The following is a 20,586-nucleotide window of genomic DNA, read 5'->3' as shown; positions in this document are numbered from 1 at the left end:
GGGTAAAGCAAGCGCCGGCCGGGGAGACCGGCGCCGTTCCATCAGTTCCAGCTACGCATCAGGCCGACAGCCAGGCCTTCAAGCGCAAACTCTTCGTCCGGCGAGACGGCAATGATGTTGAAGTCGGGGTTCTCTGGCAGCAGTTCGACCAGGTCGCCCGTCTTGCGATAGCGCTTGACCGTGACTTCGTCGCCCAGGCGCGCAACAACGATCTGCCCGTTTTTGGCGCTGTCGATTTTCTTGACCGCCAAAAAGTCGCCATCCATGATGCCGGCATCGCGCATCGACCAGCCCTTGACCTTCAGCAGAAAATCGGGCCGCGCCGCGAACATGGCCGCGTCGACGTTGTAGGTGGCTTCAACGTGCTCTTGCGCCAGGATGGGATTGCCCGCTGCGACGCGCCCGACCAGCGGCAGCGACATGAACGACGGCGGCGGCATCGGGATCGCCTCGACGCTCGCGCCGATCAGGCGGATGCCGCGCGACGTGCCGGGCGAAATTTCGATGGCGCCCTTGCGCGCCAGTGCTTGCAGATGTTCTTCAGCCGCATTGGCCGAGCGGAAACCCAATTCAGAAGCGATTTCAGCCCGGGTCGGAGGGAAACCGGTGTTCTCGATCGCTTCCTTGATCAGGTTCAGGATCTGTTCTTGCCGTGCAGTGAGCTTTAGCATAAATGTGTTACAGCAACCGGTTATGTATGTAACCTGTATTTTTGTACAGTATTCTCGCGCGCGCAAGGGGAAACGCAAAAAATATCGCGAAAATCGCGATTCAGAGTGCAAACAGCCGTCAAAACCGTGGAATTGTCGAGTCAGATATGCCCGTTGCGGCGCCAAACGAGGCGATAACGCATCATCGGGGGTTTCCAAGTCACCGATATTCGGGTTATAATTGCCGGCTTTCCCTTCCCACACTCGTCTTGACGCCGAGGTGGGCATTTGTTAAACGTCCTCAAGGAGTAATGCATGCGTCATTATGAAATCGTGTTTATCGTCCATCCGGACCAGAGCGAACAAGTCCCGGCGATGATCGAGCGTTACAAGACCACGGTGACCAGCCGCGGCGGTAACATCCATCGCGTTGAAGACTGGGGCCGCCGCCAGATGGCATACCAGATCCAGAAGCTGCCAAAAGCACACTACATCTGCCTGAACATCGAATGCGACAACGAGACCCTGGTCGAGCTGGAAACTGCATTCAAGTTCAATGATGCGGTTCTGCGTCACCTGACCGTCAAGCTGAAAAAAGCTGAAACCGCACCGTCGCCGATGATGAAATCGGTGCAGCGCGAAGACGCAGCCAAGAGCCACCGTGCCGAAGCCGCTGCGCCAGCAGCCGCTCCAGCCGCTGCGCCAGCGCCTGCTGCTGCTTAAGTTTTTCCCAGTTATTCGTAGTAACCAGTAATACCGGGTGCACAGCGCAAACCACCTCCAGCTCATGGCGACCATCGCCGAGCGCGACGTACTGCGTTACACCCCGGCCGGTGTGCCAATCGTTTCAGCCGTCCTGATGCACGAATCGCAGCAGGAAGAGGCCGGAGTCGAAAGGTCGGTCGCGTTCGAAGTCCCTGCGTTCGCCGCGGGCGAGATTTCGGGCAGGTTTGCCAGCGCCGAATTGGGCGCCAGCTACAGGTTCAACGGATTTCTTGCACGGAAAAATCGCAACAGCAAAGCCCTGGTGTTTCACATCATTGATTTCAGTGCCGCTTAACCCGGCAATTTAGATACAGGAGCCTCAAATGGCATTCGGTAAAAAGTTCGACAAAAACAAAGCGAAACTCAAAGAGAAGCGCAAACAGCAAAACCCGCTGTTCAAGCGCAAGAAATTCTGCCGCTTCACCGCCGCTGGCGTTGAGCAGGTGGACTACAAGGACGTCGACACCCTGAAGGACTTCGTCCAGGAAAACGGCAAGATCATGCCAGCACGTCTGACCGGCACCAAGGCGCACTACCAGCGTCAGGTCGACACCGCGATCAAGCGCGCACGCTACCTTGCGCTGCTGCCGTACACCGACCTGCACCACGGTTAATCGTCGGTCACGACAGTCAGACATCTGGAGATCACTATGCAAATCATTCTGTTGGAAAAAGTAGTCAACGTCGGCAACCTGGGCGACGTCGTCAAGGTCAAGGACGGTTACGCACGTAACTTCCTGATCCCACAAAAGATGGCCCGCCGCGCTACCGCCGGCGCCGTCGCCGAGTTCGAAGCCAAGCGCGCTGAACTGGAAAAAGCAGCAGCTGAAAAGCTGTCGGCTGCCCAGGCAGAAGGCGACAAGCTGAGCGGCATGACCGTCACCATCGGCCAGAAAGCCGGCGTTGATGGCCGTCTGTTCGGTTCGGTCACCAACTTCGACATCGCCGAAGCGCTGACCAAGCAAGGTTTCGCTGTCGAGAAGTCGCAAGTGCGCCTGCCGACCGGCCCTTTGAAAACCACCGGCGAATTCCCGGTTGCAGTCGCTCTGCACACCGACGTCGTGTCGGAAATCACCGTCGCCGTTGTGGGCGAAGCTGCCTAAGCACACGCCGTACATGTGCTGAGCACGCAGTTCTGAAAAAGCCGGGTTCGCCCGGCTTTTTTGCTTTTCGGCTTTCCAACCATGTCAGTCACAGGACTGGAAAAGGTATAATCCCGCCCATGAACGCAGCATCTCCAGATCCGCAACTCGACGCCCTGCGCATCCCCCCGCACTCCATCGAAGCCGAGCAGTCCGTCATTGGCGGCCTGCTGCGCGATAACGCCGCGTGGGACCGTATCGCCGACTTCATGAACGCGGAAGACTTCTACCGCTACGACCACCGCATCATCTTCGAACAGATGGTGCGCCTGATTAACGGCGGCAAGCCGGCCGACGTGATCACCGTGTACGAAGCCTGCAATCAGCTCGGCAAGGCCGATGACGTGGGCGGCCTGCAATACTTGAATGCGATGGCGCAGAACACGCCGTCCGCCGCGAATATCCGGCGCTACGCCGAGATCGTGCGCGACCGCGGCATCCTGCGCAAGCTGATCACCGTGGCCGATGAAATCTCGGGCAATGCGTTCAATCCGCAGGGCAAGGAAGTCAAGCAGATGCTCGACGAAGCCGAGTCCAAGATCTTTGCCATCGCCGAATCCGGCTCGCGCGGCCAGCAGGGCTGGAATCCGATCCAGCCGCTGCTGACGCAGGTCGTCGAGCGCATTGACGAACTCTACAGCCGCGAGAATCAGGGTGAGATCACCGGCGTGCCGACCGGCTTCATCGACCTCGACCGCATGACGTCGGGCCTGCAGCCGGGCGACCTCGTCATCGTTGCCGGCCGTCCGTCGATGGGCAAGACCGCGTTCTCGGTCAATATCGGCGAGAACGTCGCCATCGAAGCCGGGCTGCCAGTGGCGATCTTCTCGATGGAGATGGGCGGCACCCAGCTGGCGATGCGTATGCTGGGTTCGGTCGGCCAGCTCGACCAGCACCGCCTGCGTACGGGCCGCCTGAACGACGAGGATTGGCCGCGCCTGACGCACGCCATCCAGAAGATGAACGACGCCCAGCTGTACATCGACGAAACCCCGGCGCTGAACCCGATCGAGATGCGGGCACGTGCGCGGCGCCTGGCACGCCAGTGCGGCAAGCTGGGGCTGATCATCGTCGACTACCTGCAGCTGATGCAGGGTAGCCAGCCGGGCGACAACCGCACGGCTGAAATCTCGGAAATTTCGCGCTCGCTCAAGGGCCTGGCCAAAGAGCTGCAGTGCCCGGTGGTGGCGCTGTCGCAGCTGAACCGCTCGCTGGAGCAACGGCCGAACAAACGCCCCGTGATGTCCGACTTGCGCGAATCCGGCGCAATCGAGCAGGATGCCGACGTCATCATCTTCCTGTACCGCGACGAGGTCTACAACCCCGATTCGCCCGACAAGGGCACGGCCGAGATCATTATCGGCAAGCAGCGTAACGGTCCGATTGGCGCGATCCGCCTGACCTGGATCGGCCAGTACACCAAGTTCGGCAATTACAGCGGCAACCTGTCTGTGTATCAGGGTGACTAAATAACCATTTGTAGTAACACCAAGGCGGCCATTGATGTTTTAATGGCCGCCTTTACGCGTGGCCGCATTTTCGGCGCGACCCCGTAATCCCAGAGAGTCAATACGGAGAATCTATGTTTGGACGTTTCATGCCCACCGAGGGCAAGTTTTTCGATCTTTTCAATCAGCACGCCGCATTGTGCGTCAAAGGGGCGCAGGAAATGGTCAGCCTGATGACCAACTTCGACGACCTCGAAACGCGCACCCATGCGATCGAGACGATCGAAAAGCAGGCTGACAAGATCACCTATGCCACGGTCGACCTGCTGCACAAGAGCTTCATCACGCCGATCGACCGCGACGACATTCACAAGCTGATCACGCGCATGGATGACATCCTGGACATGATGGAAGACGCGGCCCAGACGATTTCGCTGTACGACCTGCAAGCCGTCACGCCGGAAGCCAAACGCCTGGCCGAGCTGTGCCTGGCCTGCTGTCTGAAGGTGGAGGAAGCCGTCTCCCTCCTGCACAATATGGACAATGCCGCCAAGATCGTCGCGCTGTGCGAAGAGATCGACCGCCTGGAATCGGACGCCGACCACGTGATGCGCGCGGCCATGTCCAAGCTGTTCCGCGACGAGCCGGACGTGCGCAACCTGATCAAGATGAAGGCCATCTACGAGATTCTCGAGACGGTCACCGATCGCTGCGAAGACGTGGCCAACATCATCGAAGGCATCATCGTCGAAAACGCGTGAGCGTCGCAGACCTGCATAACCATGGATAATCTCAACATCAGCATCTACGTGCTGGGAATGCTCGTGCTCCTGGCACTGGTATTCGACTTCATGAACGGTTTTCACGATTCGGCAAACTCGATTGCCACCGTGGTCTCGACCGGGGTCCTGAAACCCCAGCACGCCGTCGCAATGGCGGCATTCTTCAACTTCATCGCGATCTTCGTGGTCAACATGAAGGTCGCCCAAACCATCGGCAAGGGCACGATCGACCCGCACGTGGTCGACCACTACGTGATCTTTGGCGCGCTGGTCGGGGCGATCTCGTGGAACGTCATCACCTGGTACTACGGCATTCCCTCGTCGTCGTCGCACGCGCTGATCGGCGGTCTGGTGGGCGCGGCTGTGGCCAAGGCGGGCACCGGCTCGCTGATCTCGGGTGGCCTGATCAAGACCGTGGCGTTCATCGTCGTCGCACCGCTGCTGGGCTTCGCGCTCGGTTCGATCATCATGCTGATGGTGGCCTGGATCTTCGTGAAGTCCACGCCCCGAAAGGTCGACAATCTGTTCCGCAAGCTGCAGCTGGTCTCGGCGGCGGCCTATTCGCTGGGCCACGGTGGCAACGACGCGCAAAAAACGATGGGCATCATCTGGATGCTCCTGATCGCCGCCGGTTACACGAGCGCGACGGCCGAATATCCACCGGCCTGGGTGATCATCTCGTGCTACGCGGCGATTGCCTTCGGCACGCTGTTCGGCGGCTGGCGCATCGTCAAGACCATGGGCCAGAAGATCACCAAGCTCAAGCCGGTCGGCGGTTTCTGCGCCGAAACGGGCGGTGCGGTCACGCTGCTGCTATCGAGCGCATTCGGCATTCCGGTCTCGACGACGCACACGATCACCGGCGCCATCGTCGGCGTGGGCGCCGCGCGCAAGACTTCGGCCGTGCGCTGGGGCGTGGCGGGCAATATCGTGTGGGCGTGGATCTTCACGATTCCAGCGTCGGCCTTCATGGCGGCGGTGGCCTGGTGGATCGGCACCAAGATCATGTAATCGTGGCTTGATCATGATTGAAAACGGCGCCATTGGCGCCGTTTTCTTTTCAGTGCTGCGTCATCGCGCCCGTGCCGACGCTGGAATTCTTCATGTTCTCGCGCTCGACCTCGCTGACGGTGCCGACATTGTTGGCTGTCTGGCCTTTCTTGCGTGGCAGGTAGGTGCCGATCGGGGTGCTGCGTTCTTCGCGCACGCTCGCCGTCTTCGCGCCGTCGGGGGCAGGGCTAACAGGGGCAGGGGTGGTGCAGGCGACCAGCAACAGGGCGGCAGCGCAGGAAGTGATGAGTGATGTCAGCGGAAAGGTCATGGTCGCAGGCTCGGTAGAGTGGCTGTTCGGTATTGACAGCCGCACATCATTCTACGCCGGAAGCCGCGTGCGATATCCTGACAGAATTGACAGGTGAGCGTGGGCGTGACGTCGGCTAGCCGAGATCGACGGCGAGGCCTTCGTAGGCCAGCAGCACCTGCAACTCGCCCAGGCAGCCGGAATGGCGCGCCATCACGTCGGCAAACGCCGCCTCGAGTTCATCGTCGCCGCGGGTCGGTTCGTGGTGCGTGCAGTACAGCGTGCGTGCGCCAACGCGCAGTGCCATCGCGATGGCGCCGTCAAACGTACCGTGGCCCCAGCCCCGCTTGGACGGGTATTCGTCGCGCGTGTACGAGCAATCGACGATCAGCGCATCCACGCCCGCCATCACGGTGTCCATGCGACGTTCGGCCTCGCGCATCTGCGTCTCGGCCGCTGCGTGCAGCGGGTGCCCGGCCGGATGCGGGTTGTACCAGGGTTCGTGGTCCCCCGTGAAGAACACTGACTTGCCGTTGCAGTCGATGCGGTAGCCGAGGTTGGTCACCGGGTGGTTCGTCACCACGTTCGCCACCAGCGCATCGCCCACCGCGATCGGTTCGCCAATGTTCAGCGTGCAGTACTCGATGGTGGCGCTCATGTCCGTTTCGCCGACGGGGAAATAGCTGTTTTGCAACTGCACGCCCATCACGTGCTCGATGCCACGGCCCGTGATCGGATCGTGCGCGCCATGCAGGCGCACGCGGCTGCCCTTGACGAACAGCGGCGTGAAAAAGGGCAGGCCATGGATGTGATCCCAGTGGCTGTGCGTGATGAAGAGATTGGCGTGCACGGGCGGCCGGGCCAGCAGATGCTGGGCCAGCGGGAACAGGCCGGTGCCGCCATCGAGCACGATCAGCGTGTCGTCATCGGTGCGCACCTCGATGCAGGTCGTGTTGCCGCCATAGCGCGCCGTGCGTGGCCCCGGGGACGGGATCGATCCGCGTACTCCCCAAAAACGAAATTTCATGATGCATTCCCTGCCAGGTCAGAACCGCACAATTCCATACAGCGTAGATCATAGCGAGATTGTAGCTCGCGGGCATCGGTATGAGATAAATGTCTTGTGCATAGTTCAGCGCAGAAGGGTGTGGTGTCATGTGGCGCAACTGTGACGGGCCGACGATGCGCGCCGATTCGATGCGCCACAGCGCGGCCAGCAGATTGTCGATGTCGCCCGCCATCGCGCCCCTAGGACATCGCGCCCATGCGCTCGATCGACGGGGATGGCGGGAAATCCGCGAGCTCGTACATCGGGCGCACCTCGATCTCGGCCGGTGCCCCTGGCCCGTGCGGGTTGGGGAAGCGCCGGCTCCATACCATGGCTTCCTCGCGCGAGCCGACCTGGATCAGCGTATAGCCGGCGATCAGTTCCCTGGTTTCGGTGAACGGGCCGTCGATGACGCGCCGCTCGTCTCCCTCGTAGCGGATGCGCCAGCCCTGGCTGGTGGGCTTCAGGCCGCTACCGTCGAGCAGCACGCCGGCGGCGGCGAGCTCCTGGTTGTAGTCGAGCATGGCGGCGATCAGGGACTCCGGCGGCATGACGCCCGCTTCGGTGTCGGCATTGGCTTTGACGATGATCATGAAACGCATGGTGCTCTCCTGTGATGGGAGTCCGGTGATCGGCCTCCTGACGACGACGACGAACGGCGCCACCCGCATTCGACAACGGCGGTGCAAAAAAATCAGCGCGCGCACGTCGACCGTGGCCCAGGCGGCGGCCGGGCATTCTCCGATGATGGTGTGATTGAACGTATGGATATGGTAGCGCGATTGATGCACATCGCAGTCACCATCACTGACAGATAACGCTGGCTGCGCCAAAAAAAAACGCCCGCCGGTAAGGGCGGGCGTTGCGGTACTGCGCCTGCGCGGGGCAGGCGGCACAACGATTACAGCACGTCGCTGGCGTGATCGGCCAGGCGCGAGCGTTCGCCGCGTGCCAGCGTGACGTGGCCACCGTGGTTCCAGCCCTTGAAGCGGTCGACCACATAGGTCAGGCCGCTCGAGCCTTCGGTAAGGTATGGCGTGTCGATCTGCGCGATATTACCCAAGCACAGGATCTTGGTGCCAGGACCGGCGCGCGTGACCAGCGTCTTCATCTGCTTGGGCGTCAGGTTCTGCGCTTCGTCGATGATGAGGAACTTGTTGACGAAGGTGCGGCCGCGCATGAAGTTGAGCGACTTGATCTTGATGCGCGAGCGGATCAGGTCTTGCGTTGCCGCGCGACCCCAGTCGCCGGCATCGCCGTCGGACTTCATCAGTACTTCAAGGTTGTCGTCGAATGCGCCCATCCACGGAGACATTTTCTCTTCTTCGGTGCCTGGCAGGAAACCGATGTCTTCACCGACCGGCACCGTCACGCGGGTGACGATGATCTCGTTGTAGAGCTTGGTTTCGAGCACTTGCGCCAGGCCGGCGGCCAGGGCCAGCAGGGTCTTGCCGGTACCGGCCTGGCCCAGCAGCGTGACAAAGTCGCACTCCGGATTCATCAACAGGTTCAGTGCGAAGTTCTGCTCGCGGTTGCGCGCGGTGATGCCCCACACATTGTTCTTGTTGTGGCTATAGTCGCGCAGGGTTTGCAGCACGGCGGTCTTGCCGTCGATTTGCTTGACCTGGGCGTACAGCGGCGACTGGCCATCCTTCGGCTCCATGTAGACGAACTGGTTCGCCAGCAGCGTTGGAATCAGCGGACCGGTGACGCGGTAGTAGGTTGCCGAGTTGCCTTGCTTGTTTTCCTGCCACGATTCGACGTCCTTGCCGTGCGTGTCCCAGAAATTGTCCGGCAGCTGGACGATGCCCGAGTACAGCAGGTCGCTGTCTTCCAGCACGTGGTCGTTGAAGTAGTCTTCGGCCGGCAAACCGATCGCGCGCGCCTTGATGCGCATATTGATGTCTTTCGACACCAGCACGATCGCGCGGCCCGCCTGCTGCTGCTCGAGTGCCCGCACGACGCCCAGGATCTGGTTGTCGGCTTTGCCTTCCGGCAGGCCTTCGGGCAGCGGCGCGCTCGTCAGGCGGGTCTGGAACAACAGGCGGCCCTTGGCATCCTTGTTGCCCAGCTTGGACAGCGGAATGCCGGACTCGATCGCGTCGTCGTCGACGTTGGCAATCAGGGCGTCGAGCGTGCGCGAGACCTGGCGTGCATTGCGCGCCACTTCGGACATGCCCTTCTTGTGGTTGTCGAGTTCCTCGAGCGTCATCATCGGCAGATAGACGTCGTGTTCCTCGAAACGGAACAGCGAGCTTGGGTCATGCATCAGCACGTTGGTGTCGAGCACGAACACCTTGGTCAAACCCGAGCGGTCGGCCTTGCGGCTGGTGGACGACTTGACCGGCGCTTCCACTGGCTTCTGCTTGGTGGAATGGAGTTGCTCGGCATCCTGCTCGCGCAGTTTGGCCGTGACGGGCACAGCGTTCGGGGCTTCTGGAGCTGCTTTGGAAACAACTACGGGAGCAGCCTGAGGCTTCGTTTCGGCAACCGGAGCCGCACGCACGGGTGCTTGCGCGGCGGCGAGGGTGTCTTCGGCTTTGCGGCGTGCGCGCGACTTCGGCGTTGGCACGGCTTGACCGCTGATCAGGTCATCGACTTCGGGATCGGGCTTGGCCGAGATCGAACGCACCGGCGAACGACCGGGTTCGGCCTTGGGGTAATCTTTGACCAGCAGCATGGTTGCTGGCTCATTCGGTATTTTTGGCAGTGGCATCAGGTTCTCAATCTAAAAAAAGTCTGGAAGACCGTGCGCGCGCGGGCCACATGGCGCTGGCGCACGAAATGACGCAACTAAACAGGGATAAGGGGAATTGCGGTTGAACTGTTGCAACACGGCCGGGCCGGACAATGCGTCGGCCCGGCGGGCAACCGGGTGAGGATAGTGCAGATGCAGGACAGGTTGAATTACAGGTCGACTCAAAATAAGTGGCAGCGATCCAGCAGGTTGAACAAACTGGAGCCATCCATTGTCAGGGCTGGCTCTTCAGAAATTCCAGCACTTCAGTCACATGGTCACTGACCTTCACGCCACGCCATTCTTTCACCAATCGGCCTTGAGCGTCAATGACAAACGTACTGCGCTCGACCCCGCGTACTTTCTTGCCATACATGTTCTTCATCTTCATGACGTCGAACTGCGTGCACACGGCTTCATCGGCGTCCGAGATCAGTTCGAACGGCAGGCCAAGCTTGGACTTGAAGTTCTCGTGCGAGCGCAGCGAATCGCGGGACAAGCCGTAGATGTCGGCGCCCAGTGCCTGGAACTCGGGATAGGCTTCGCGAAAAGCAATGCTCTCGGTGGTGCAGCCAGGCGTATTGTCCTTCGGGTAAAAGTACAGCACCGTATACTTGGCGGGACGGCCGAGCAGTTCGAACGGTTTCTCGCCCGTCATCGGGGCGGTGAAGGGGGCAAAGGTTGCAAGTTGGCTCTCGGCCACGGGTTTCTCCTGACGGTCGCAGCGCAGCTGCAGGGTGACCCTCCCGGCGCGCCATGGCGGGGAGCGGCACCCCATGATAATCCGTCGGTGCTATCCGCCGCTAGTACTCTTGTGGGCAGAATCGCAATATTTACCCGGATTGAAACGTTTGCGGCCCTGTTGAACCGCTGTTGTATCGATTCAGGCGGTGCGTTCGAGGATCAGGGCCAGCGTGACCTTGCGGCCTTCGCCCATCAGCACGTTGTAGGTGCGGCAGGCGGCGCCGTTGTCCATGCTCTCCACGCCGATGTGCCGGCTCGACAGGCTGGTGACCAGGCGCGGGTGCACGAAGCGCTGACGTGCGCCGGTGCCGAGGATGACGACGTCCGGCGCATCCTGCGCCAGTTCATCGAAGTGGGCGGCGGTGAGCTGGTCGAAATCGGTCACGTTCCATGGGCGGGGCGGCACCTCGGGCAGCAGCGTCAGGCTGTAGTCGTAACGCTGGGCGTTGATCTCGACGCCGCTGGCATCGACGCCGGTCACGGTTTGGTATTGCTGGGTATTGTCGGAATGGAGCTTCATGGCGATAGGCGAAGTGGACGCTGTTTAGCGGTGACTGTGCGGATGCCCATTGTAACCGGATCGGCAAGGTTGCCTAAACCGTGCGCTTTGGGCAGAATGGTATTTTTGCGCACTGCAACAGTGCAGGCGATTTTCCAGGGGATACTGTGCGACCGATTGCCAAATCGAACAAGCTCGACGACGTCTGCTACGAGATCCGCGGACCAGCCCTGGAGCAGGCGCGCCAGATGGAAGAAGACGGCCAGAAGATCATCAAGCTCAATATCGGCAACCTCGCCGTGTTCGGCTTCGATGCGCCGGACGAGATCGTCAGCGACATGATCCGCAACATGCACGGCGCGGCCGGCTATACGGACAGCAAAGGCATGTTCGCGCCGCGCAAGGCGGTCATGCACTACACGCAAGAGAAGAACATCACCGGCGTGACGATCGACGACATCTACCTGGGCAACGGGGCGTCCGAACTGATCGTCATGTCGATGCAGGGTTTGCTCAACAATGGCGACGAGGTGCTGGTGCCGGCGCCCGACTATCCACTGTGGACCGCCGCCGTCAGCCTGGCAGGCGGCGCGCCGCGCCACTATATCTGCGACGAAGGTGCCGGCTGGATGCCCGACATCGCCGACATGCGCAGCAAGATCACCCCGAACACGCGCGCCATCGTCGTCATCAACCCGAACAACCCGACCGGCGCCCTGTATCCGCGCGAAGTGCTGCTCGAGATCATCGAACTGGCACGCCAGCACCAGCTGATCATCTACGCCGACGAAATCTACGACAAGACGCTGTACGACATGGCCGAGCACGTCTCGATGGCGTCGCTGGCCGACGACGTGCTGTTCGTCACGCTCAATGGCCTGTCGAAGAACTACCGCTCGTGCGGCTACCGCGCCGGCTGGATGGTGGTGTCGGGCGAGAAGCGCCATGCCAAGGGCTATATCGACGGCCTGAACATGCTGGCGTCGATGCGCCTGTGCGCCAACGCGCCGGGCCAGTTCGCGATCCAGACCGCGCTGGGCGGCCACCAGAGCATCAATGACCTGGTGGGCCCGGGCGGGCGCCTGCTCCGGCAGCGCGATCTCGCCTACAAACTGCTTACCGATATACCGGGTGTGTCCTGCGTGAAGCCAAAAGCTGCGCTCTACATGTTCCCGCGCCTCGATCCGAAGATGTACCCGATCACGGACGACCAGCAGTTCATCTGCGAATTGCTGACCGAGGAAAAAGTGCTGCTGGTGCAAGGCACCGGCTTCAACTGGATTGCCCCGGACCATTTCCGGCTGGTGTTCCTGCCTAATTCCGACGACCTGACCGACGCTTGCGGACGCATTGCGCGCTTCCTCGACGGTTACCGACGGCGCCACGCCTGATCCAGCGCGTCGCGCCCAGACCTCACGAGAAACAGATTTTATGAAACCGATTCAAGTTGGCCTGCTGGGCATTGGCACCGTTGGTGCCGGCACCTTTAATGTACTTAAGCGTAACCAGGAAGACATCCGCCGCCGCGCCGGCCGCGGCATCGAGGTAACGATGGTTGCCGCGCGCAATACCGAGCGCGCACGCACGGTCACCGGCGAGGGCGTGGAGATTGTCAGCGATCCGTTCGCCGTGGTGAACCATCCCGATATCGACATCGTCGTCGAGCTGATCGGCGGCTACGAGCTGTCGCGCGAACTGGTGCTGCAAGCCATTGCCAACGGCAAGCACGTGGTCACCGCCAACAAGGCGCTGGTGGCGCTGCACGGCAACGAGATTTTCGCCGCCGCACAAGAGAAGGGCGTGATCGTCGCGTTCGAAGCGGCCGTGGCCGGCGGCATCCCGATCATCAAGGCGCTGCGCGAAGGCCTGACGGCCAACCGCATCGAATCGGTGGCCGGCATCATCAACGGCACCACCAACTTCATCCTGTCCGAGATGCGCGACAAGGGCCTGGACTTCGCCACCGTGCTGGCCCAGGCGCAGGCGCTGGGCTATGCCGAGGCCGATCCGACCTTCGACATCGAAGGCGTGGACGCCGCGCACAAACTGACGATCATGTCAGCCATTGCCTTCGGCATCCCGGTGCAGTTCGACAAGGCCTACGTGGAAGGCATCAGCCAGTTGCAGGCAGTGGATATCCGCTACGCCGAACAGCTGGGCTACCGCATCAAGCTGCTGGGCATCACCCGCCGCACGACGACTGCCGCCGGCGAAGGCATCGAGCTGCGCGTGCACCCGACCCTGATCCCGGCTGCACGCCTGATCGCCAACGTCGAGGGCGCGATGAACGCCGTGCTGGTGCATGCCGATGCCCTGGGCGTCACGCTGTACTACGGCAAGGGCGCAGGTGCAGAACCGACCGCATCGGCCGTGATCGCCGACCTGGTCGATGTGACGCGCCTGGCGACCGTCGACCCGTCCGGCCGCGTGCCGCACCTGGCGTTCCAGCCGAACCAGATGAGCGACGTGACGATCATGCCGATGGCCGACATCACCACCAGCTACTACCTGCGCGTGCACGTGCAGGACCAGCTGGGCGTGATGGCCGACCTGACGCGCATCCTGGCCGACGGCGGCATCTCGATCGACGCCGTGCTGCAGAAAGAGCCGGGCAACCAGACCAATATTGACATCATCATGCTCACGCATCAGACGCAGGAGAAGAGCATCGATGCGGCAATCGCCAGGATCGAGACGATGCCGGCCGTGATTGGCAAGGTCACGCGGATTCGTCTGGAATCGCTGGGCTAAGCAGCGCAGAACCACAGGGTGGCCGCTTGGCTCAGGGCCACCCGCATCATGCGGGCCGGGTAGTGCCGCGTGAGTAGTGCCGCGTGATTCTTCCAGGCTGTTTCGTATCGCCGGTCACGACCTTCGGTATCAGATGCGAATACGCAAGCATGAATATGAGAAACATGCTTTGTTCGGCCGTGCTTGCCGTTGTACATTACGGCATCCTAGTCACCCGAGCCCTCCAGCATGCGCCAACCGAGCCAATTCTCCCTGCTGACCCAGCGCCGTTTCGCGCCCTTTTTCTGGACCCAGTTCCTGGGCGCGTTCAACGATAACCTGTTCAAGACGGCACTGCTGGTCGTGATGACCTACGACGCGCTGAACTGGACGACGCTCGACCCCTCGCTGATCAACAACCTGATCCCCGGCCTGTTCATCCTGCCGTACGTTGTGTTCTCCGCCACGGCCGGCCAGCTCGCCGACAAGTTCGACAAGGCCCGGCTCGCGCGCATCGTCAAGATCGCCGAGATCGCGATCATGCTCGTGGCCGGTATCGGCTGGATGACGCACAATCTGTGGCTGCTCATCGCGGCCGTGATTGGCATGGGCATGCACTCGACGCTGTTCGGGCCCGTCAAGTACGCCTACCTGCCGCAAAACCTGAAGCCCGATGAGCTGGTTGGGGGCAATGGCGTCGTCGAGATGGGGACGTTCGTCGGCATCCTGCTGGGCGAAGTGGCCGGCGCGGTGCTCGTTGGCAGGCCGAACGGCATCATGCTGGTGGCCGGCGCCACGCTGTTCTTCGCCGTACTGGGCCTGCTGGCGAGCTGGCGCATCCCGCCGTCGCCGGCGCCGGTGCCCGAGCTGCGCATCAGCCGCAACATCATTGCCGAGTCGTGGCGCAATCTGGCGTTCTCGCGCAAGAACCGCACCGTGTTTCTGTCGATGCTCGGCAACTCGTGGTTCTGGTTCTATGGCGCGCTGCTGCTGGCCCAGTTCCCCGTGTTTTCCAAGGATTACCTGCGCGGTGACCACAGCGTGTTCGTGCTGCTCCTGACCGTGTTCTCGCTCGGCATCGGCGCCGGCTCGCTGCTGTGCGAACGCCTGTCGGGCCACAAGGTCGAGATCGGTCTGGTGCCGTTCGGCTCGATCGGCTTGTCGGTGTTTGGTATCGACCTGTATTTCGCCAGCTCGGGCTTCACTGCCGGCACAGCGATCGTCGACTGGCTGGCGCTGCTGGGCCAGCCGGGGGCCTTGCGTATCCTGTTCGACCTCGTGATGATCGGCGTGTTCGGGGGCCTGTTCATCGTGCCACTGTTCGCGCTGATTCAGACGCGCTGCGACCAGAAACACGTCTCGCGCACCATCGCCGGCATGAACATCCTGAATGCCGTCTTCATGGTGGCCTCGGCCGGCGTGGCGATCCTGCTGCTGGGGCAGGGCTTTTCGATTCCGGAACTGTTCCTGACCACGGCGCTGCTCAATGTGGTGGTGGCAATCTACATCTTCTCGCTGGTGCCGGAATTCCTGATGCGCTTCCTGGCCTGGATTTTGATTCACACCGTGTACCGTGTGCGCATGATCGACACCTCGCACATCCCGGCTGACGGCCCGGCGGTGCTGGTCTGCAACCACGTGAGCTACGTCGATGCGATCGTCATCAACGCAGCCAGCCCGCGCCCGATCCGTTTCGTGATGGATCACCGCATCTTCAAGACGCCCTTCCTGCGCTGGATTTTCCGCGCCGTCAATGCGATCCCGATCGCACCAGCCAAGGAGGACCCGTGGACGATGGAAAAGGCCTTCGTCGACATCGCCCACGCGCTGCATGACGGCGAGCTGGTCTGCATCTTCCCGGAAGGGCGCCTGACCAAGACGGGCGAGATGAGCGAGTTCAGAAGCGGCATTACCAAGATCGTCGAACGCAACAAGGTGCCGGTGATCCCGATGGCGCTGCGCGGCCTGTGGGGCAGCTGGTTCACGCGCGACCAGGGCAACCTGTTCGGCCGGCGCATCGCGCGCGGCATGCGCTCGCAGCTGTCGCTGGCGGTGGGCACGCCGGTAGCACCGGAGCTGGCGACGCCGGAATATCTGCAGCAGCAGGTGATGACGTTGCGTGGGGAGTGGAAGTAAGCGGAAACAAGCGGAAGTCAGCGCCGGGGCATACCGCCGGGATGGGTATGGCAAAAGCGCAAGATTTTTTTTGTGGCTCTGATATAATTATTGACTAGTCGGGGCGTAGCGCAGCCTGGTAGCGTACGTGCATGGGGTGCACGGGGTCGGAGGTTCGAATCCTCTCGCCCCGACCAATAGAATCAACGAGTCAGGCCAGCCGAGAGGTTGGCCTTTTTCGTTTCTGAAGCTTTTCCCTTCCTGCGAAATACTCTTGCACAGCATTGGTCGCCGCCGGCGCGCTGTCAGCCGGCCAGCGCACGAACAGCCGGTGTGAGTATGATTTCCCAGGGCTGGCCAAAATGGAAAAGGCTGCTCGATAATGAGCAGCCTGAAGAAATAAATCATGCCAGCGCTATTTGCAGCCGCCAGCCGATAGGTAACAAGCGTTACTTACACGCTGTGCTGTTTCTTGCGACGGTTCATTCCGAGACCCAGTAAACCGATTCCGAGCAAGGCGACGGATGCAGGCTCAGGAACTTCCGAGACATTGGCGAAAACAAAACTTACATCATTGTAGTTAAAGTCACCGCCATTATTCAGATCTTCGAAAGCGACATAGGTCCCGGCGATCATATTTGCATCACCAGCGTAGTTATATGAATAGACATGGTTGACCGAGTCGCTATTCAGGCTGGTTTGGGAATACCACGGCCCAACATTGCCTGGTACAAGATTCTTCAGAACGAATACCAGGACGTCGCCTTGAACAACAGGCCCGAAGTTGAATGAATCGCCATATGCCGATGTCTGATTATTCAGTCCATAAAAACCGGTTGCTACACCATTAACAAGCATGGACACTTCATTGGTGTAAGTTGCTGTCGAGCCGGCAAAATAGCCCGTTACAAAACCGGTGGATGTCGCAACAAATGTATACGGCTGAGCGTTTTGCGTACCTGCAGGTGAATATGGGATTGGCGCTGCCTGAACGGCACCGCACGTTACCAACGCAGCTGCCACTGACAGTTTAGCAAACATGTTTTTCATTATATTTCCCCAGTTGTTGGATGAGCTTTTTTAGTAAGCAATAACCGGGCCATATCAATAAAATCCTTAGTTAACAACTGCTTGTAAATACACCATTTATAAAATCGGTAGTTGTGTAAATTTTACCGACAAACACAATGAAAATTTATTTCATTTAGTAAATTATGGTTAATTGAATGAATCTTCATGATTGTTTCAACCTGTCGCTATGAGTGTCCCCAGAAAATGAGTGTCTGCACCACGCTGCGGAAAAGAATGACGGCGGTTCGATTGACGCCGTGGCCAAAGCCCTGCATCGCGCGCAGCCCTGGCCGCTGATGAACCGTCAGCTAGTCCGGTCGAGTTGCCCCAAGCTTTCTCTGTGTCAATTCACGGCACCTTTGCGACGCCATCGCCAAGCCAGTACCGGTCAATGTCTCGCAAGCCCCAATCTGCAGCGTTCTCGCATCCAACGATGGCATCGCGCGCGCCCGGTGCCCCCAGGTCGATCAGCTCCGGCCGGATATAAGTCCGTGCACGGATCGAGAAGAACACCTTGATCTTGGGCAGCAGCAGCGATTTGCCGCAGGGCTGTTCCGCAACGACGCCGAGGCGGCCCGATTGCAGGCGCACCAGCGTGCCCACGGGATAGATGCCGAGGCACTTGACGAAGGCGGCAAACACCGCCTCGTCGAATTGCCCGGCGCGCGCCCATTCGGCCATGCGCCGCAGCGAATCGGCCGGGCACCAGCCGGCCTTGTAGGGTCGGTTCGACGTGATGGCGTCGTACACATCGCAGACTGCGCCCATGCGCGCATACAGGCCCAGATCGTCACCCGACAACCGATGCGGATAGCCCCGGCCGTCCGGGCGCTCATGGTGGTGCAGGCACACTTCCAGTGCAACCGGACCGACACCGGGCGAAGCCAGCAGCATGGCGTGGCCCTTGGCCGGATGGCCGCGCACGACGCAAAACTCGTCTTCGGTCAGGCTGCCCGGTTTATTGAGCACCTCGGCCGGGACGGCCATCTTGCCGACATCATGCAGCAGGCCGGCCAGGCCCAGTTCGCGCGCGAGATGGTCGTCGAGACCCAGCTGGCGCGCGAGCGCGATCATCAGCGCGCAGACTGCCACCGAATGCATGTACGTGTAGTTGTCGGCGGTCTTCAGGCGCGCCAGGCCGATCAGTGCGCCGGGGTTGCGCAGCACCGAGGCGGCGATGGATTCGACCATCGGCATGGCGTCGCGCACCTCGACCGCGCAGCCCATGCGCGCCTCGTTGAACATGTCGAACAGAGCGCGCTTCGACTGGTCGAGCAGCACGGCGGCGCGGCCGAGTTCGTCGTCCATCGTGGCGCGTGGAGCAGGGCGGAAGCGAAACACCGTGGCGTCTGCAGTGCCCGGTGCTGCCGGCGCCGTGGCGCTCGCCGCCGGCGCGGGTTCGACATCGAGTCCGCGCTCGGTATCGATCCAGGCTTCGGTGGCGCGACTGGTCGCGATGCGCCCGAGTTGCGCCGCCGATTCGATCAGGAAGGACGATTGCCAGAATGGCGTGTCGATCCACGAGCAGCATAGTTGTTCCACATACATTCCTGGCCGTAACTGCTTGATGGCGACTTTCTTCAGACCGGCACGCGGGACCGGCGGGGCTTGCCGACCACTCCCGATCATGGCACGGCCAGTTGCAGCGCGGCGGCGCGGGTGACGCCCGCAGAACGGCGGGGCGGCGTTGCTGGCATGGACGCTGACGCTGCACTACGGGCCAGCTTGAACACGGCCAGCGCCTGCACCACCTTGAGCGTTTGTTCCTGCAGGGCGGCGGCGGCGGCGGCCGATTGCTCCACCAGGGCGGCGTTCTGCTGGGTCACGCCGTCCATTTGCGTGACGGCGTCATTGACCTGGCCAATGCCCGCGACCTGTTCGCGCGAAGCGGAGGCGATTTCGTTCATCAGGCCGCTGACCTTGCGCACGGCGGCCTGCACCTGCTGGGTCGTTTCCCCGGCGCGCACGGCGAGGGCGGCGCCGGCCTCGACTTTGCTGATCGAGGCGGCGATCAGTCGCTTGATTTCCTGCGCCGAGTTGTTGCTGCGCTGGGCCAGATTGCGCACTTCGCTGGCGACGACGGCAAACCCGCGCCCCTGCTCGCCGGCACGGGCCGCTTCGACGGCGGCGTTCAGGGCGAGGATATTGGTCTGGAAGGCGATGCCTTCGATGATGCCGATGATGTCGCCGATCTTGCGCGACGCCTCCGAGATCTCGTCCATCGTGGCAATCACTTCGCCGACGATGAGACCACCGCTCACGGCCGTGCCGTCAGCGGCCTCGGCCATGGTACTGGCCTGGCCTACGCTGGCGCTGTTCTGCTGGACGGTCGATGCCAGTTCTTCCATGCTCGACGCGGTCTCTTCGAGCGCCGAGGCCTGGGACTCGGTACGCCCCGACAGATCCATGTTGCCGGTCGCGATCTCCGCAGTCGCCACGCTGATTTGCTGGAAGTTGGTGCGCACGTCGCCCACGATGGATTGCAGGTTGACGCGTAGCTGGTGCATGGCCCGCATCAACTGACCCATTTCGTCTTGCCGGTTGCTGCTGAAATTCACGCTCAGGTCGCCGCCCGCCATGGTCTGGCAAGCCTGTCGCGCTACTTCCATCGGCCGCAGCAGGGTCGCGTGTAATGCGTACCAGAAGTAGAGCAACGACACGCCAGCGGCCCCGGTCAATATGCCGAGCGGGGTTTCGAGGTGGGGAAACCGGACTGCGCCGTCGAGCAGGTGAAAGCCCATCAGCAGCAGCAGCATCGCGCACTGGCCCGTCAGATTCAGCGCGATGCGGCGGCGCAGCGTCATATGGGTTGCGGCCGCCAGCCAGCCGCGTAGTCCGGTCGCGCGCACCATGCCTTGCTGAAGACGGATATTACCGGCGGTACCCGCCTTGAGGTTGCGATAGAGTTCGGCAGCCGCCGTGATCTGGGCCCGCGTCGGCTTCGTGCGCACCGACATGTAGCCCACAGCCTTGCCGTTTTCCATGACCGGAGTGGCGTTGGCCATCACCCAATAGGCGTCGCCGTTCTTGCAACGGTTCTTGACCATGCCCGTCCAGGACCGGCCAGAGCGAATGGTGGCCCACATATCGGCAAACGCCTCGACCGGCATGTCGGGATGGCGCAGGATGTTCTGGGGCGCGCCGATCAGCTCTTCCTCGGTGTAGCCGCTGATGGCGATGAAGTACGTGTTTGCGTAGGTGATGTTGCCTTGCAAATCCGTGGTCGAGACGATCGTTTCGGTGTCGCTCAGTTCGATCTCGACATCGGTGACCGGAAAATTATTGCGCATGACAGACTCCTGCTTGAAGGCGTGGCGGACCTGGCCCACCACCTGTTTAATTCACACCAGCAACAATTTTATGCCATCGGAAAGCGAATAACGCAAATAAAACGAATAAATCGATTTATTTTCAGTGCAGTGTTGTGATTTGTCACGACGCATATCGCCAGATGGCTTCCGTGATGCAACATGGGGGATGATCGGTGTAGCGGCATTGTTGCTGCAATTCGCGCACGTCGTCGTTGTACTTTTGCCAGCCAGGTGTAGCATGAGA

20 protein-coding genes and 1 tRNA gene are annotated in these 20,586 nt (G+C 61.2%); 11 read left to right on the top strand and 10 right to left on the bottom strand.

Annotated elements, in window-relative coordinates; translation table 11 throughout:
* Positions 1-41 precede the first annotated feature (41 nt).
* Positions 42-671 (bottom strand): transcriptional repressor LexA, encoded by a 630-nt coding sequence (gene lexA / locus AC56LW_RS02775; RefSeq protein ID WP_332531557.1) that lies wholly within the window; start codon positions 669-671, stop codon positions 42-44.
* Between the two features lie 294 nt (positions 672-965).
* On the opposite strand from lexA, the gene rpsF reads away from it, so the two are divergent.
* The 7 genes from rpsF to AC56LW_RS02740 all read left to right on the top strand — a co-directional run bounded on the left by rpsF (position 966) and on the right by AC56LW_RS02740 (position 5,798).
* The gene (gene rpsF, locus AC56LW_RS02770) at positions 966-1,373 is read left to right on the top strand and encodes a 30S ribosomal protein S6 (RefSeq protein WP_183555516.1); all 408 of its coding nucleotides are present in this window, start codon (positions 966-968) and stop codon (positions 1,371-1,373) included.
* Positions 1,374-1,410: 37 nt separating this feature from the next.
* Positions 1,411-1,710, top strand: a complete 300-nt coding sequence (priB, locus tag AC56LW_RS02765; RefSeq protein WP_343025176.1) for a primosomal replication protein N — start codon at positions 1,411-1,413, stop codon at positions 1,708-1,710.
* Positions 1,711-1,738: 28 nt separating this feature from the next.
* Positions 1,739-2,029, top strand: a complete 291-nt coding sequence (gene rpsR / locus AC56LW_RS02760; protein WP_183555514.1) for a 30S ribosomal protein S18 — start codon at positions 1,739-1,741, stop codon at positions 2,027-2,029.
* A gap of 36 nt (positions 2,030-2,065) precedes the next feature.
* The gene (rplI, locus tag AC56LW_RS02755) at positions 2,066-2,518 is read left to right on the top strand and encodes a 50S ribosomal protein L9 (RefSeq protein WP_183555513.1); all 453 of its coding nucleotides are present in this window, start codon (positions 2,066-2,068) and stop codon (positions 2,516-2,518) included.
* A 119-nt stretch (positions 2,519-2,637) separates the two neighbouring features.
* Positions 2,638-4,026, top strand: coding sequence for a replicative DNA helicase (locus AC56LW_RS02750; RefSeq protein ID WP_183555512.1), 1,389 nt, complete (start codon positions 2,638-2,640; stop codon positions 4,024-4,026).
* Positions 4,027-4,139: 113 nt separating this feature from the next.
* On the top strand, positions 4,140-4,766 hold the full coding sequence (locus tag AC56LW_RS02745; protein ID WP_332531558.1) for a DUF47 domain-containing protein: 627 nt from the start codon (positions 4,140-4,142) through the stop codon (positions 4,764-4,766).
* Positions 4,767-4,787: 21 nt separating this feature from the next.
* On the top strand, positions 4,788-5,798 hold the full coding sequence (locus tag AC56LW_RS02740) for an inorganic phosphate transporter (protein ID WP_332531559.1): 1,011 nt from the start codon (positions 4,788-4,790) through the stop codon (positions 5,796-5,798).
* Positions 5,799-5,847: 49 nt separating this feature from the next.
* Here the strand turns inward: AC56LW_RS02740 and AC56LW_RS02735 are convergent, their stop codons facing one another.
* From AC56LW_RS02735 to AC56LW_RS02710, 6 genes are all read right to left on the bottom strand, one after another.
* A complete protein-coding gene (locus AC56LW_RS02735) occupies positions 5,848-6,108 on the bottom strand; it encodes a hypothetical protein (protein WP_332531560.1) in 261 nt (86 codons plus the stop codon).
* Positions 6,109-6,223: 115 nt separating this feature from the next.
* Entirely contained in the window at positions 6,224-7,114 is an 891-nt protein-coding gene (locus tag AC56LW_RS02730; protein ID WP_332531561.1) for an MBL fold metallo-hydrolase, read from the bottom strand.
* A 221-nt stretch (positions 7,115-7,335) separates the two neighbouring features.
* On the bottom strand, positions 7,336-7,737 hold the full coding sequence (locus AC56LW_RS02725) for a YciI family protein (protein ID WP_499632872.1): 402 nt from the start codon (positions 7,735-7,737) through the stop codon (positions 7,336-7,338).
* A 299-nt stretch (positions 7,738-8,036) separates the two neighbouring features.
* Positions 8,037-9,851 (bottom strand): PhoH family protein, encoded by a 1,815-nt coding sequence (locus AC56LW_RS02720; protein ID WP_499631396.1) that lies wholly within the window; start codon positions 9,849-9,851, stop codon positions 8,037-8,039.
* A gap of 256 nt (positions 9,852-10,107) precedes the next feature.
* Entirely contained in the window at positions 10,108-10,575 is a 468-nt protein-coding gene (locus AC56LW_RS02715; protein WP_258835144.1) for a redoxin domain-containing protein, read from the bottom strand.
* A gap of 180 nt (positions 10,576-10,755) precedes the next feature.
* Positions 10,756-11,136, bottom strand: a complete 381-nt coding sequence (locus tag AC56LW_RS02710) for an Mth938-like domain-containing protein (protein WP_258835143.1) — start codon at positions 11,134-11,136, stop codon at positions 10,756-10,758.
* A 146-nt stretch (positions 11,137-11,282) separates the two neighbouring features.
* Between AC56LW_RS02710 and AC56LW_RS02705 the strand changes: the two genes are divergently transcribed.
* The 4 genes from AC56LW_RS02705 to AC56LW_RS02690 all read left to right on the top strand — a co-directional run bounded on the left by AC56LW_RS02705 (position 11,283) and on the right by AC56LW_RS02690 (position 16,157).
* Complete coding sequence (locus AC56LW_RS02705) at positions 11,283-12,506, top strand: aminotransferase class I/II-fold pyridoxal phosphate-dependent enzyme (RefSeq protein WP_258835142.1); 1,224 nt, start codon at positions 11,283-11,285, stop codon at positions 12,504-12,506.
* Positions 12,507-12,546: 40 nt separating this feature from the next.
* Positions 12,547-13,866 carry a homoserine dehydrogenase gene (locus tag AC56LW_RS02700; protein WP_499631393.1) on the top strand — a complete coding sequence of 440 codons (1,320 nt, stop codon included), beginning with the start codon at positions 12,547-12,549 and terminating at the stop codon, positions 13,864-13,866.
* Between the two features lie 228 nt (positions 13,867-14,094).
* Positions 14,095-15,981 (top strand): MFS transporter, encoded by a 1,887-nt coding sequence (locus AC56LW_RS02695; protein ID WP_499503252.1) that lies wholly within the window; start codon positions 14,095-14,097, stop codon positions 15,979-15,981.
* A 99-nt stretch (positions 15,982-16,080) separates the two neighbouring features.
* Positions 16,081-16,157: transfer RNA gene (locus AC56LW_RS02690), tRNA-Pro, on the top strand.
* A 256-nt stretch (positions 16,158-16,413) separates the two neighbouring features.
* Here AC56LW_RS02690 and AC56LW_RS02685 read toward each other — a convergent pair.
* From AC56LW_RS02685 to AC56LW_RS02675, 3 genes are all read right to left on the bottom strand, one after another.
* Positions 16,414-17,010, bottom strand: coding sequence for a DUF4114 domain-containing protein (locus AC56LW_RS02685; protein WP_499631390.1), 597 nt, complete (start codon positions 17,008-17,010; stop codon positions 16,414-16,416).
* A 369-nt stretch (positions 17,011-17,379) separates the two neighbouring features.
* Complete coding sequence (locus tag AC56LW_RS02680) at positions 17,380-18,660, bottom strand: HD-GYP domain-containing protein (protein ID WP_499631388.1); 1,281 nt, start codon at positions 18,658-18,660, stop codon at positions 17,380-17,382.
* Positions 18,657-20,321: a methyl-accepting chemotaxis protein gene (locus AC56LW_RS02675; protein WP_499631385.1), complete on the bottom strand. Its 1,665-nt coding sequence runs from the start codon at positions 20,319-20,321 to the stop codon at positions 18,657-18,659. Before AC56LW_RS02675 ends, AC56LW_RS02680 begins: the two co-directional genes overlap by 4 nt.
* Positions 20,322-20,586 lie beyond the last annotated feature (265 nt).

The organism is Telluria sp. LT2P80 (assembly GCF_059685955.1).
The sequence above is the reverse complement of the archived record's forward strand: the minus strand, read 5'-3'. Positions and strand labels throughout refer to the sequence as shown.